We start from the raw sequence: 13,589 nt of genomic DNA, 5'->3' as shown, positions 1-13,589 counted from the left end.
GGGGGCGCCCTCGGGGGGTCCCCCGCCCGGGCCGGGGGGGGGCGACACCGGGGCGCGCCGGGGGGCCCGGGGCCCCCCCCGGCGCCGTCAGCCCGCCTCGGCGCGCCGCAGGCGCAGGGTCAGGATCTGGAAGGGGCGCAGCGCCACGGGGACGCCGTCGTCGACGGGCACCTCCTCCAGCGGCCGTTCCAGCAGATCGGTGATCTGGGCGCCGGCGAGCGGGAAGCCGGTGCGCAGCACGCCCCGGGCGCGGCCGCCGCGGCACTCGTAGAGCCGTACCACGACGTCGCCGGAGGCGTCGTCGGCGAGCTTCACCGCCTCGACGGTCACGCCGTCGCCCTGCACGGAGACGACCGGTTCGGGCGCGCCCGCCGCGTCGGCCACCCGCAGCGGGAGGTTGAGGGCGTAGCCCTCGGCGACCGCGTCCTCGATGTCCGCGCCGGGCAGCAGGGAGTAGGTGAAGCGGTGGCGGCCCTGGTCGGCCCCCGGGTCCGGCACGCGCGGGGCGCGCACCAGGCTGAGGCCGACCGTGGTCGTCGTGCCGCCGTCCTCGCGGACGGTGCGGGTGACGTCGTGGCCGTACGTCGAGTCGTTGAGGACCGCGACGCCGTAGCCGGGCTCGGCGAGGTGCACCCAGCGGTGGCCGGAGACCTCGAAACGGGCCGCCTCCCAGCTGGTGTTGACGTGGGTGGGTCGCTGGACGTGGCCGAACTGGATCTCCGCCGAGGCGTGCGCGGCGCGGATGTCGACGGGGAAGCCCGCCTTGAGGATCTTCTCGGCCTCGTGCCAGTCGAGGTCGGTCTCGAAGTCGACGCGGGGGCTGCCGGCGCGCAGCGTGATCGTCTGGGTGATCGTGGAGCCCTTGCCGAAGGACCGGGAGACCCGGATCGAGGCGAGCAGCGGGTCCTGCTCGACGACCTCGACGCTCGTGGCGTCCAGCAGGTCGGTGTACCGGTTGCGGTAGTGCTTGTCGATGTCCCAGGCGTCCCAGTAGTTGGGCAGGTCGGTGTGCAGGCGCAGCAGGTTGCCCGGGCCGGCGAGGACCTCGCGGCGGGCGCGCAGGTCGAACACGGAGGCCAGGGTGCCGTCCTCGGCCACCTCCACGCGGACCAGGCCGTTGTCGAGGACGCGGCCGTCCACCGTCACCGGCCGCGGCGGCTCGGCGACGGCGAGCGGGGCGCTGCCGTTCGCCGGCACCTCGACGTACACCGGGACCCCGCCGGCCGTGCGGACGACCTCGGCCCGGTCGTACGGGCTGGTGTTGAACGCCCGCGCTCCGCCGCCGCCCAGCGCGGCCACCGCCTCGCCGGTCAGTTCCTCCAACTCCTGTGCCACACGGGCGTATTCGGCCTCCGCCTCGCGGTGCACCCAGGCGATGGAGGAGCCCGGCAGGATGTCGTGGAACTGGTGCAGCAGCACCGTCTTCCACAGCCGGTCCAGCCGCTCGTACGGGTAGGCGTAGCCCGGCGCGTGGAGCGCGGCCGTGGTCGCCCACAACTCGGCCTCGCGCAGGAGGTGTTCGGAGCGCCGGTTGCCCTGCTTGGTGCGGGCCTGGGAGGTGTAGGTGGCCCGGTGCAGCTCCAGGTACAGCTCGCCGACCCACACCGGCGCGTCCGGGTACTCCTCGCGGGCCTTGGCGAAGAAGGCGTCGGGGTGCTCGATCTCGACCCGGGGGGATCCCTCCAGGTTACGGAGCCGGCGCGCCCGTTCCATGATCTCGCGGGTGGGTCCGCCGCCGCCGTCGCCCCAGCCGAACGGGGCGAGGGAGCGCGTGGCGCCGCCCTTCTCGGCGTAGTTGCGCACCGCGCGGGACATCTCCTCGCCGCTGAAGCGGGCGTTGTAGGTGTCGATGGGCGGGAAGTGGGTGAAGATGCGGGTGCCGTCGATGCCCTCCCACCAGAAGGTGTGGTGGGGGAACTTGTTGGTCTGGTTCCAGGAGATCTTCTGGGTGAGGAACCACTCGTTGCCGGCGAGCTTGGCGAGCTGCGGGTAGGCCGCGGTGTAGCCGAAGGAGTCGGGCAGCCAGACCCCCTTGGTCTCGATGCCGAAGTGTTCGAGGAAGAACCGCTTGCCGTGGACGAGCTGGCGGGCGATGGCCTCGCCGCCGGGCAGGTTGCCGTCGGCCTCCACCCACATGCCGCCGACGGGCGCCCACTGGCCCTTCTCGACCGACTTCCTGATCCGCTCCCACACCTGCGGGTGGTTGTCGCGCACCCACGCGTACTGCTGGGCCTGCGAGCAGGCGAAGACGAACTCCTCGTACTCCTCGGCCAGGGAGGTGACGTTGGAGAAGGTGCGGGCGGTCTTGCGCTTGGTCTCGCGGATCGGCCACAGCCAGGCGGAGTCGATGTGCGCGTGGCCGACGCCGGAGATCACGTGCGCGCTGGCGTGCGCGGGCTTGGCGAGCACCGGCCGCAGCGCCTCGCGCACGGCGGCGGCCGAGCCGGCGACGTCGTCGAGGTCCAGCAGGTCGAGGGCGTGGTCGAGGGCATGCAGGATCTCGTGGCGGCGCGGGTCGTGCTCGGCGAGCTCCGCCATCAGCTCGCGCAGCACCTGCAGGTCGAGGTCGAGGTGCCAGACCTGCTCGTCCAGCACCGCGAGGTCGGCGCTTCGGAAGGTGTAGAGGGGCCGGTCGCCCGCGGTGAGGACGTCGCCGAGCGGGGTCGGGCGGGCGAAGTCGTCGGCCAGGATGTCGGGGTTGGAGGCGGCCTCGACGAGGTAGTGGACCTCCTCGCCGCCCGCCGCGGGGGCGGCGACGGGCACGTACTGGTTGAGCGGGTTGACCGCCTTCAGCGGCGTGCCGTCGGCGAGGTGGACCAGGGCCTCGGCCTGGTTGCCCGGCCAGCCGCCGACGAAGCCGAGGTCGATGACGGCCTCGACGCGCCGTCCGGCCCACTCGGCGGGCACCTGTCCCCGCATCCGGAACCAGGTGGTGCCCCAGGGCGGCCCCCAGGGGGTGTCCATGGCGAAGGGCTCGTAGGCGGCGGCCGCGGCCCGGTCGAACGGGACCGGCTCGCCCGGCGCCTGCCAGGCCTCGACCGCGAGGGGGACGGTGGCCGCGTAGACCGCGGGCTTGATGCGCTGGGTGTGGAGGCGCTGCGCGCGCTCCTCGATCCGGCGGCGTTCGTCGTGCATGAAGGGTCTCCAAGAAGCCAGGGAGCCGAGCGGAAGCCGGTTGAGAGCCGATGATGAACCGATGGGCAGCCGGTGGGGAGCCGGCCGGGGAAAGCGCTTTCCCCAAGGGAGCCTACTTGAGGTACGCCAGTTCCGGATGCGCCGCGGTGTAGCCGTCGACCAGCCGCCGGGCCACGCTCACCGAGTCGACCAGCGGGTGCAGCGCGAACGCCTTCACCGCCGTACCCCGGGAGCCGGACCCGGCCGCGGCGAGCACCTCGCGCTCGACCGCCTTCACCGCGCACACCAGTCCCGTCGCGTGGCCGGGCAGCGGGTCGACGGCGACCGGGTGAGCGCCGTTGGCGTCGACCAGGCAGGGCACCTCGATGACGGCCTCGGAGTCCAGCGCGGACAGGGTGGCGCGGTTGCGGACGTTGAGGATCAAGGTGGCGCGCTCGTCGCGGGCGATGGCCCGCATCAAGGCCAGGGCGACCTTCTCGTAGCCGCCGGAGAGGTCGTCGGCCTCGCGCTCACCGGCGCCGGCGGCCTCCCGGTTCTCCGCCATGTACGTCTCCTCGCGCTCGGCGCGGGTGCGTTCCCAGGCGTCCAGCGCCGAGCCGTCCGGGCGGCCGGCCTCCTCGTAGAAGCGGGCCTGCTGGTCGCGCAGGAAGGCGCCGCGGGTCTGCTCCGCCTGCTGGTAGGCGCGTACGGTCTCGCGGTTGAAGTAGTAGTAGTGCAGGTATTCGTTGGGGACGGCGCCCAGGGAGCGCAGCCAGTCCGCGCCGAACAGCCGGCCCTCCTCGAAGGAGCCCAGCAGGCCGGGGTCGGCGAGCAGCCGCGGGAGTTCGTCGCGGCCGGCCACGCGCAGGCCGCGGACCCAGCCGAGGTGGTTGAGGCCGACGTAGTCGATCCACGCCTCCTTCGGGTCGGCGCCCAGCACGCGGGCGATCCGGCGGCCCAGGCCGACCGGCGAGTCGCAGATGCCGATGACGCGGTCGCCGAGGTGCCGCGACATGGCCTCGGTGACCAGGCCCGCCGGGTTGGTGAAGTTGATGACCCAGGCGTCGGGGGCGAGCCGGGCGACCCGCCGGGCGATGTCGACGGCGACCGGGACCGTGCGCAGCCCGTAGGCGATGCCGCCCGCGCCGACCGTCTCCTGGCCGAGGACGCCCTGCGCCAGCGCCACCCGCTCGTCCTCCGCCCGGCCCCGCAGACCGCCGACCCGGATCGCCGAGAACACGAAGTCGGCGCCGCGCAGGGCCTCGTCGAGGTCGGTGGTGGCACTCACCTCGGGGGCGTCCGGCACGGCGGCGGCCTGCTCGGCGAGCACCCGGGTGACCGCGGCCAGCCGCCCCGCGTCCAGGTCGTGCAGCACGACCCGGGTCACCCGCCCCGGCGCGCGGTCCCCGAGCAGCGCCCCGTACACCAGCGGCACCCGGAACCCGCCGCCGCCCAGAATCGTCAGCCTCACTCCTGCACCTTTCCCGCCGGAACCGCCGCGCGGCCCGCCTCCCGCGGGGAGGAACGGGCCGGCGGGGCGGCCGGCGCGTTCGTCACCACCACGTCTGGTCCAGCCGCCCGCACGCCCCCGCCGTCCCCGTTCCCGGGGAACCCCGCGGAGCCGGCGGGCAGGACGACCTTGCCACAGGCGGCGGCCACGGCCCGCCGCTACGGCCTGCCGCTACGGCCGCCGCCGTGCCGGCTGCCGTGCCGGTCCGCGCGCGCCGGTCCGCGCGCCCGCCGGAAGGCGTCGCCGGTCGGACGGCGGGCGCGTCCTGGCCGGGAGCCCGTTCCCCGCCGGGCGGACGACGGCCCCCTCCCCCACGCCACGGCTCCCTCCGCCACCCCACTCCCTCGCGCCGTACCGTGAGGTCACGGACCTCTGTGGCAGGCAGTCTGATCACGCCTCGATACGCGGTGGCGGTCGCCCGGGGCGACGCGCGTGAGATCATCCGTCCATGAGCGGCAATGTGGAAGTGAGTGCTCTGGCGATCAACGTCACAATCCCGCAGGCGCTCCGCTGGACGGACACTCGACGCGGTGAAGCGTTCACGCTGACCACACTCAACGTCCGGCTTCTCCCGGACGGTCACCTCGCCGTGAAGGCTTACGGCAGACCAGTCGATGGTGGTCGGGGCGCATACGTCTCGTTCCCGGTCCCCGACAGACCCGAACTGGCGGCCCTGGTCGCCGACGCCGCCGGCCGTGCCGGGGCGTTGTGGGCCGCCCATCGTGGGCTCGCCTGAAGCCCAGTTCGAGTCGACGGCGGACGGCGGCAGACCCGGATTTCGTCCCCCTGCCCCGAGCGACTGCGACAGCAGTGCGAGGGCGTGATGTGACGGTTCCCGACGGGCTCGAAGTGGTGGGAGAGTCCCTGAGCGGAAGCAGCAGGACGTGCGGAACGACGGGGCGTGGAAAGCGGGCGCCGCGCTGTGGAAGTCTCGGCCGATTCGCACTATTCATGCGGTGAACTCACTTGTGCTGCAAGGACTTTCCTTGTTTTAAGCCTTGACGACCGAAGGGACGGAGAGCACATTGGGGCCACTTTGAGAGCGCTCTCACACTGCTCCCGAAGGCACCAGGCACCCCACGCATGAAACCCCGCATGGAACCCCGTACCCGAGAGGCACCCCACATGAGTGACACCTCCGGCACGTACCGCAGACGGCGCCCGCTGCGGCGGGTGCTCGTCGCCGCCCTCGGCACCCTCGGCCTGACGGCCGCCGCCGCCACCATCGCCGTACCGTCCGCGAACGCCTCCGCGCCCACGCCGCCGGCGGGCTGGACGCAGGTGTTCGTGGACGACTTCAACGGCGCCGCCGGCTCCGGCGTCAACACCGCGAACTGGCTCTACGACACCGGGACGTCCTACCCGGGCGGCGCCGCCAACTGGGGCACCGGCGAGGTCGAGACGATGACGAACAGCACGAGCAACGTCTCGCTCGACGGCAACGGCAACCTGCGCATCACCCCGCTGCGCGACTCCGCCGGCCGCTGGACCTCGGGCCGCATCGAGACCCAGCGCACCGACTTCCAGCCGCCGTCGGGCGGCAAGCTGCGCGTCGAGGCGCGCCTCCAGATGCCCGACGTCACCGGCACCGCGGCGGAGGGCTACTGGCCGGCGTTCTGGATGCTGGGCGCCCCCTTCCGCGGCAACTACCAGAACTGGCCGGGCGTCGGCGAGCTGGACATCATGGAGAACGTCCAGGGCCTGAACAAGGTCTGGGCGACGATGCACTGCGGCACCAACCCGGGCGGCCCGTGCAACGAGACGTCCGGCATCGGCAACTCCGTCGCGTGTCCGAACACCACCTGCCAGTCGGGCTTCCACACCTACGCCATGGAGTGGGACCGCTCGGTGAGCCCGGAGGCGATCCGCTTCTACGTCGACGGCGTCAACTACCACACGGTGACGGCCAGTCAGATGGACGCGACGACGTGGGCCAACGCCACCAACCACGGCTTCTTCGTCATCCTGAACGTGGCGATGGGCGGCGGCTTCCCGGACGCCTTCGGCGGCGGCCTGGACGCCGACACCCAGCCGGGCCATCCGATGGTCGTCGACTACGTCCAGGTCCTCCAGGCGGGCGGTGGGAGCGGTACCACACCGCCGCCCTCCGGCAACCGTGACGCCTACAGCGCCATCCAGGCCGAGTCGTACGACAGCCAGTCCGGCGTGGTCACCGAGACCACCTCCGACACCGGCGGCGGCCAGGACATCGGCTACCTCGCCAATGGCGACTGGGCGCTGTACAAGGGCGTCAACTTCGGCTCCACGGCGGCCACTCAGTTCTTCGCGAGGGTGGCCAGCGGCGCCGCGTCCGGGGTCAGCGGCCTGGTCGAGGTACGGCTGGACAGCCGCACCAGCACCCCGGTCGGCAGTTTCGCGCTGGCCAGCACGGGCGGCTGGCAGACCTGGAAGACGGTCCCGGCCAACATGAGTGCGGTGACCGGCACGCACGACGTCTACCTCACCTTCTCCAGCGGCCAGCCGTCCGACTTCGTCAACGTCAACTGGTTCGACTTCGGCCACTGACCGGCCATGGAGCGGCCACGGGCCAGCCACTGACGGGCCACTGACCGCCGCCGTACGGCCACCGACCGGCCGGTCGCGGCCCGGTCGCGGCCCGCGAGGGGGCTCCACGCGCGCGTGGAGCCCCCTTCCCGTGCATCAGCGCATCTCCGCCCGGAACGCCGCCGGAGTCAGGTCCGTGTGCTGCTGGAAGAACTTGGAGAAGTTCGCGGCGTCCGGGAAGCCGACCGCGGCGCCGACGCGGCCGATGGGCAGGTCGGTGTGGGCCAGCAGCCGCTTGGCCTCCAGGACGACCCGTTTGTCGATGAAGCCCTTGGGCGTCTCGCCGGTGGCGGCGCGCACCGCGCGCACCAGGGTGCGGCGGGAGTAGCCGAGGGCGTCGGCGTAGGCGCTGACGCTGTGGTTGGTGGCGAAGTCCTCCTCCACCGCGTCCCGGAAGAGCGTGAACGTCGTGTCGGCCTGCCGGCGTGCCGCCTCCGCGGAGTTCGCCGCCAGGTGCGCGAGCCGCAGCAGGAACGCGGTGAGCGAGTGGCGCAGCACCGCCGTGTGCAGGCCCGGCGGCAGCGTGGCCGTGTCCTCGTACTCGCGCCGCAACTGGTCCAGGGAGTCGCGCAGGCCGGCCAGCCGGGCGCCGTCGGGGCGCAGCAGCGGCGGCAGGTCGTAGCGGTACAGGCCGGTCTCCTCCACCGTGGCGCGGGGCAGGAAGCCCGGTTGCATGGTCAGGACGGTTCCGCGGTACTCGTCCGACTCGGAGAAGCGGTGGACCTGTCCGGGTCGGATCCACAGCAGGTCTCCGGCCGTCGCCCGGTACTCGGCGAAGTCGACCATGTGACGGACCAGGCCCTCGCTGAACAGCATGACGACGTGGAAGTCGATGCGGTGCACCCGGTGCGGGGACGCGGCGGAGTGCCACGTGGGGTCCGCGCCCATCGGGCCCACCCGCATGCCGACTCCGCCGACGCTCAGCTCGACCGGGAAGGGGAACGTCCTGATACCGCCGTCGTCGCCGTCCGCGCCGTCGTCACCGGCTCTCCCTCGGATGTTGTCGTCCGCCATGTCCTTCTCGTCCCGCCCCGCCGACGTTCCCGCTCGTGCCGACGTTCCCGCTCGTGCCGATGTTCTCTCCGGTGTCCCACTTTCACCACAGGCTGACACAACGGCACCTTCCCCCGTAAAAGTCAGACTTTTAAGTTTGAACGCGTTCGTCAGACCCCTTCGCTCGGATCGAGGATTTCTTGAAGATGAGCACGCAGATTGCGGACCGCTTGGAATGGACCGAACTCGACCGGCGTGCCGTCGACACCGCCCGCCTGCTGGCGGCCGACGCCGTGCAGAAGGTGGGGAACGGCCACCCGGGCACCGCCATGAGCCTGGCGCCGGCGGCATACACGATCTTTCAGAAGGTGATGCGTCACGATCCGGCCGACCCGGAGTGGACCGGCCGTGACCGCTTCGTGCTGTCCCCCGGGCACACCTCGCTGACCCTCTACACCCAGCTCTACCTCGCCGGGTACGAGCTCGGTCTGGACGATCTGAAGGCCTTCCGCACCCGCGGCTCGAAGACCCCCGGCCACCCGGAGTACGGGCACACCGCCGGCGTCGAGACCACCACCGGCCCGCTGGGCCAGGGCGTCGCCAACGCCGTCGGCATGGCGATGGCGGCCCGCTACGAGCGCGGTCTGTTCGACCCCGGGGCCCCCGACGGCGCCTCCCCCTTCGACCACACCGTCTGGGCGATCGTCTCCGACGGCGACCTGGAGGAGGGCGTCTCCGCGGAGGCGTCCTCGCTGGCCGGGCACCAGCGGCTCGGCAACCTCGTCCTGCTGTACGACGACAACCACATCTCCATCGAGGGCGACACCGCGACCGCGTTCTCCGAGGACGTGCTGGGGCGGTACGCGGCCTACGGCTGGCACACCCAGCGCGTCGAGCCGGCCGGGAACGGCGACGTCGACGTGCACGCCCTGTACGCGGCGCTGCGGGCGGCGCAGGCCGAGACCGGGCGCCCGTCCATCATCGCGATGCGGACGATCATCGCCTGGCCCGCGCCCCACGCCCAGAACACCGAGGCCGCGCACGGCTCGGCGCTCGGCGCGGACGAGGTCGCCGCCACCAAGCGCGTCCTCGGCTTCGACCCCGAGCGCGCCTTCCAGGTGGACGCCGACGTCCTCGCCCACACCCGGGGCGCCCTCGACCGCGGCGCGGAGGCGCACGCCGCCTGGGACAAGCGGCTGGAGGAGTGGCGCGGCACGCACCCCGAGCGGGCGGAGCTGTTCGACCGGATCGTCGCCGGACGGCTGCCCGACGGCTGGCAGGACGCCCTGCCGGTGTTCGAGGAGGGCAAGGCGGTCGCCACGCGTGCCGCGTCCGGCAGGGTGCTGCAGGCGCTGGGCGCGGTGATCCCCGAGCTGTGGGGCGGCTCCGCCGACCTGGCCGGCTCCAACAACACCACCATCGACAAGACGTCGTCGTTCCTGCCGGAGGGCAACCCGCTGCCCGGCGCCGACCCGTACGGCCGCACGATCCACTTCGGCATCCGCGAGTTCTCGATGGCCGCGGAGATGAACGGCATCGCGCTGCACGGCAACACGCGGATCTACGGCGGCACGTTCCTCGTCTTCTCCGACTACATGCGCAACGCCGTACGCATGTCGGCGCTGATGCAGCTGCCGGTGACGTACGTGTGGACGCACGACTCCATCGGCCTCGGCGAGGACGGCCCGACCCACCAGCCCGTCGAGCACCTGGCGTCGCTGCGCGCGATCCCCGGCCTGAACGTGGTCCGCCCGGCGGACGCCAACGAGACCGCCGTCGCCTGGGCCGAGATCCTCGAGCGGCACGCCACCCGCCCCGCCCCGCACGGGCTAGCGCTGACCCGCCAGGGCGTGCCGACGTACGCGCCGAACCCGGACGCGGCCAAGGGCGGCTACGTGCTGCGTGAGTCGTCCACGACGGCCCCCGAGGTGATCCTGATCGCCACCGGTTCCGAGGTGCAGCTCGCGGTGGCGGCGCGCGAGCTGCTGGAGGCCGACGGCGTCGGCACCCGGGTGGTGTCGATGCCGTCCGTGGAGTGGTTCGAGGAGCAGCCGCGCGAGTACCGCGAGCGGGTGCTGCCGCCGCGGGTGCGGGCGCGGGTCGCCGTCGAGGCCGGGATCGGCCTGACCTGGCACCGCTTCGTGGGCGACGCCGGCCGCATCGTCTCCCTGGAGCACTTCGGCGCCTCCGCGGCCGCCGGGACCCTGTTCGCCGAGTTCGGCTTCACCCCGGAGAACGTGGTCGCCGCCGCCCGGGAATCGCTGGCCGCCGCCCGCGGTTGACGCGATCGCGAGGAAGAAGATGATCAAGAAGAAGATGATCACTGTGAGCGAAGCGGCCGCGACCGCGGGAGCGCTCGAGTCCGGGGCGCCCCGGCAGGACCTGCCGGACGCGGTGACGAAATCCATGAACCACAAGGGAGTTGATGCCGCATGAGCGCCACTCCGCTGGAGGAGGTGACGGCTCCGGCCACCGGATGGGACAACCCGCTGCGGGACGCCCGTGACCGCCGGCTGCCCCGCGTCGCGGGCCCGTCCGGCCTGGTCATCTTCGGCGTCACCGGCGACCTGTCCCGCAAGAAGCTGATGCCGGCCGTGTACGACCTCGCCAACCGGGGCCTGCTGCCGCCGGGCTTCTCGCTCGTCGGCTTCGCCCGCCGCGACTGGGAGGACCAGGACTTCGCGCAGGTCGTCCACGACGCCGTGCGCGACCACGCCCGTACGCCGTTCCGCGAGGAGGTCTGGCAGCAGCTCGCCGAGGGCATGCGGTTCATCCCGGGCGACTTCGACGACGACACGGCGTTCAAGCAGCTGCGGCGGACCGTCGACGAGCTCGACAAGGCCCGCGGCACGAGCGGCAACTACGCCTTCTACCTGTCCGTGCCGCCGAAGTTCTTCCCGAAGGTCGTGCGGCAGCTGAAGAAGCACGGGCTGGCCGACGCCCCCGAGGGGTCCTGGCGGCGCGCGGTCATCGAGAAGCCGTTCGGCCACGACCTGGCGAGCGCGCGTGAGCTGAACGCGATCGTGCACGACGTGTTCGAGCCGGACCAGGTCTTCCGCATCGACCACTACCTGGGCAAGGAGACCGTCCAGAACATCCTGGCGCTGCGCTTCGCCAACCAGCTCTTCGAGCCGGTGTGGAACCGGTCGTACGTGGACCACGTGCAGATCACCATGGCCGAGGACATCGGCATCGGCGGCCGGGCCGGCTACTACGACGGCATAGGCTCGGCCCGCGACGTCATCCAGAACCACCTGCTGCAACTGCTGGCGCTGACCGCCATGGAGGAGCCCGCCTCCTTCGACGCGCCGTCGCTGCTCATGGAGAAGCTGAAGGTCCTCCGGGCCGTGAAGCTGCCGGAGGACCTGGACCGGCACACCGTGCGGGCGCAGTACACGGGCGCCTGGCAGGGCGGCGAGAAGGTGCGCGGCTACCTGGAGGAGGACGGCATCGACCCGGCCTCCGCCACCGACACCTACGCGGCGGTCCGGCTGAACGTCGACAACCGCCGCTGGGCCGGCGTCCCCTTCTACCTGCGCACCGGCAAGCGGCTGGGCCGCCGGGTCACCGAGATCGCGGTGGTCTTCCAGCGGGCGCCGCACTCCCCGTTCGACACCACGGCGACGGAGGAGCTGGGCCAGAACGCGATCGTCATCCGGGTCCAGCCGGACGAGGGCGTCACCGTCCGCTTCGGTTCGAAGGTGCCGGGCACGTCGATGGAGATCCGGGACGTGACCATGGACTTCGCCTACGGCGAGTCGTTCACCGAGTCGAGCCCGGAGGCGTACGAGCGCCTCATCCTGGACGTGCTGCTCGGCGACGCCAACCTCTTCCCCCGTCACCAGGAGGTGGAAGAGTCGTGGCGGATCCTCGACCCGATCGAGGAGCACTGGGCGACCAACGGCAGGCCCGCGCGGTACGCCGCGGGCAGCTGGGGACCCGGGGAAGCCGACGAGATGCTCGCACGAGACGGACGGAGCTGGCGCAGGCCATGAAGATCGACCTGACGGACACCACGGCAAGCAAGATCAACAAGGCGCTGGTGCAAGGTCGCCGCGCCCTCGGCACACCCGCCGTGGGCATGGTGCTGACGATGGTGATCGTCACCGACGAGGAGAACGCCTACGACTCGATCAAGGCGGCCGAGGAGGCCTCGCACGAGCATCCCTCGCGCACCCTGGTCGTCATCAAGCGGCACGCCCGCACCCCGCGCGACCGCCACAACTCCCACCTCGACGCCGAGGTGCGGGTGGGCGCCGACGCGGGCACCGGCGAGACCGTCGTCCTGCGCACGTACGGCGAGGTGTCCGAGCACGCCGACTCCGTCGTCCTGCCGCTGCTGCTGCCCGACGCGCCGGTCGTCGTGTGGTGGCCGGTGGAGGCGCCGGAGGAACCCGCCAAGGACCCGCTGGGCGCCCTCGCGCAGCGCAGGATCACCGACCTGTACGCCGCCGAGAACCCGCTGGAGGCCCTCCGGGCCCGCGCCCGCTCCTACGCGCCCGGCGACACCGACCTCGCCTGGACCCGGCTGACCCCGTGGCGTTCCATGCTGGCCGCGGCCCTGGACCAGGCCCGGACCAGGATCGTCTCGGGTGCGGTGGAGGCCGAGGCCGACAACCCGGCCGCCGAGCTGCTGGCACGCTGGCTGGAGGCGCGGCTGCACGTGAAGATCGACCGGATCGTCACCGCCGGCCCGGTGGTCACCGCGGTGCGCCTGGGCACCCAGCAGGGCGAGATCGTCATCGACCGCCCCGAGGGTCCGCTGGCCACGCTGACCCTGCCGCACCAGCCTTCCCGCACCCTCGCGCTGAAGGTCCGCACCACCTCCGAACTCATCGCCGAGGAACTGCGCCGCCTCGACGCGGACGAGATGTACGCCGTCGCCCTGCGCGGCGAGTCCCCCAAGGAGAACGCCTCTCATGTCTGACGCCCCCCAGCTCACCCGGCGGCCCGAGTGGACCGCCCTGCAGGACCACCGCGCCCAGCGACAGCCGCACCTGCGCGAGCTGTTCGCCTCGGACCCGGGGCGTGCGCAGCGGTACGTGGTCCGCGTGGGCGACCTGCGCATCGACTACTCCAAGCACCTGATCACCGACGAGACCCTGGCCCTGCTGCGCGAGCTGGCCGCCGCCACCGACGTGTTCGGCCTGCGCGACGCGATGTTCCGCGGCGAGAAGATCAACACGACCGAGGACCGGGCGGTGCTGCACACCGCGCTGCGCGCCCCGCGCGAGGCGGTGATCGAGGTCGACGGCGAGAACGTCGTGCCCAAGGTCCACGAAGTCCTCGACAAGATGGCCGGCTTCGCCGAGCGCGTCCGCTCCGGCGAGTGGACCGGCCACACCGGCCGGCGCATCAAGAACGTCGTCAACATCGGCATCGGCGGCTCCGACCTGGGCCCGGCGAT

The 13,589-nt window shown here is 72.4% G+C and carries 9 protein-coding genes and 1 pseudogene; 7 read left to right on the top strand and 3 right to left on the bottom strand.

The window, feature by feature from the left end:
• Window positions 1-87: 87 nt before the first annotated feature.
• Both AB0G63_RS38180 and AB0G63_RS38175 read right to left on the bottom strand, forming a co-directional pair.
• Window positions 88-3,135 carry a glycoside hydrolase family 38 C-terminal domain-containing protein gene (locus tag AB0G63_RS38180; RefSeq protein WP_360760213.1) on the bottom strand — a complete coding sequence of 1,016 codons (3,048 nt, stop codon included), beginning with the start codon at window positions 3,133-3,135 and terminating at the stop codon, window positions 88-90.
• 112 nt (window positions 3,136-3,247) lie between these two features.
• Complete coding sequence (locus AB0G63_RS38175; RefSeq protein ID WP_360760210.1) at window positions 3,248-4,585, bottom strand: 6-phospho-beta-glucosidase; 1,338 nt, start codon at window positions 4,583-4,585, stop codon at window positions 3,248-3,250.
• A gap of 487 nt (window positions 4,586-5,072) precedes the next feature.
• Here AB0G63_RS38175 and AB0G63_RS38170 point away from each other — a divergent pair, with 487 nt between their 5' ends.
• Both AB0G63_RS38170 and AB0G63_RS38165 read left to right on the top strand, forming a co-directional pair.
• Entirely contained in the window at window positions 5,073-5,360 is a 288-nt protein-coding gene (locus AB0G63_RS38170) for a hypothetical protein (RefSeq protein ID WP_360760207.1), read from the top strand.
• A gap of 389 nt (window positions 5,361-5,749) precedes the next feature.
• The gene (locus AB0G63_RS38165) at window positions 5,750-7,150 is read left to right on the top strand and encodes a glycoside hydrolase family 16 protein (protein WP_360760205.1); all 1,401 of its coding nucleotides are present in this window, start codon (window positions 5,750-5,752) and stop codon (window positions 7,148-7,150) included.
• A 135-nt stretch (window positions 7,151-7,285) separates the two neighbouring features.
• Here AB0G63_RS38165 and AB0G63_RS38160 read toward each other — a convergent pair whose 3' ends face one another.
• Window positions 7,286-8,203: an AraC family transcriptional regulator gene (locus AB0G63_RS38160; protein ID WP_360760203.1), complete on the bottom strand. Its 918-nt coding sequence runs from the start codon at window positions 8,201-8,203 to the stop codon at window positions 7,286-7,288.
• A 185-nt stretch (window positions 8,204-8,388) separates the two neighbouring features.
• Here AB0G63_RS38160 and tkt point away from each other — a divergent pair, with 185 nt between their 5' ends.
• The 5 genes and pseudogenes from tkt to AB0G63_RS38135 all read left to right on the top strand — a co-directional run.
• Complete coding sequence (gene tkt, locus AB0G63_RS38155; RefSeq protein ID WP_360760200.1) at window positions 8,389-10,464, top strand: transketolase; 2,076 nt, start codon at window positions 8,389-8,391, stop codon at window positions 10,462-10,464.
• Between the two features lie 19 nt (window positions 10,465-10,483).
• Window positions 10,484-10,618 (top strand): hypothetical protein, encoded by a 135-nt coding sequence (locus AB0G63_RS38150; RefSeq protein ID WP_360760197.1) that lies wholly within the window; start codon window positions 10,484-10,486, stop codon window positions 10,616-10,618.
• On the top strand, window positions 10,615-12,177 hold the full coding sequence (gene zwf, locus AB0G63_RS38145; protein WP_360760194.1) for a glucose-6-phosphate dehydrogenase: 1,563 nt from the start codon (window positions 10,615-10,617) through the stop codon (window positions 12,175-12,177). The genes AB0G63_RS38150 and zwf overlap by 4 nt, the downstream gene beginning before the upstream one ends.
• On the top strand, window positions 12,174-13,109 hold the full coding sequence (opcA, locus tag AB0G63_RS38140) for a glucose-6-phosphate dehydrogenase assembly protein OpcA (RefSeq protein WP_360760191.1): 936 nt from the start codon (window positions 12,174-12,176) through the stop codon (window positions 13,107-13,109). The genes zwf and opcA overlap by 4 nt, the downstream gene beginning before the upstream one ends.
• Window positions 13,102-13,589: pseudogene (locus AB0G63_RS38135) on the top strand (glucose-6-phosphate isomerase); the annotation flags it as partial. The gene opcA and the pseudogene AB0G63_RS38135, both read left to right, overlap by 8 nt.

This window comes from Streptomyces sp. NPDC020996 (assembly GCF_040641355.1).
Classification (GTDB): Bacteria; Actinomycetota; Actinomycetes; order Streptomycetales; family Streptomycetaceae; genus Streptomyces.
This window is presented reverse-complemented; position numbering and strand designations above follow the sequence as displayed.

Excerpts from the sequence above, each read along its gene's own strand:
- AB0G63_RS38170 (WP_360760207.1), top strand. The coding sequence starts at position 5,073 with ATGAGCGGCAATGTGGAAGTGAGTGCTCTGGCGATCAACGTCACAATC.
- tkt (WP_360760200.1), top strand. The coding sequence starts at position 8,389 with ATGAGCACGCAGATTGCGGACCGCTTGGAATGGACCGAACTCGACCGG.
- AB0G63_RS38165 (WP_360760205.1), top strand. The coding sequence starts at position 5,750 with ATGAGTGACACCTCCGGCACGTACCGCAGACGGCGCCCGCTGCGGCGG.
- AB0G63_RS38160 (WP_360760203.1), bottom strand. The coding sequence starts at position 8,203 with ATGGCGGACGACAACATCCGAGGGAGAGCCGGTGACGACGGCGCGGAC.
- AB0G63_RS38150 (WP_360760197.1), top strand. The coding sequence starts at position 10,484 with ATGATCAAGAAGAAGATGATCACTGTGAGCGAAGCGGCCGCGACCGCG.
- zwf (WP_360760194.1), top strand. The coding sequence starts at position 10,615 with ATGAGCGCCACTCCGCTGGAGGAGGTGACGGCTCCGGCCACCGGATGG.
- opcA (WP_360760191.1), top strand. The coding sequence starts at position 12,174 with ATGAAGATCGACCTGACGGACACCACGGCAAGCAAGATCAACAAGGCG.
- AB0G63_RS38180 (WP_360760213.1), bottom strand. The coding sequence starts at position 3,135 with ATGCACGACGAACGCCGCCGGATCGAGGAGCGCGCGCAGCGCCTCCAC.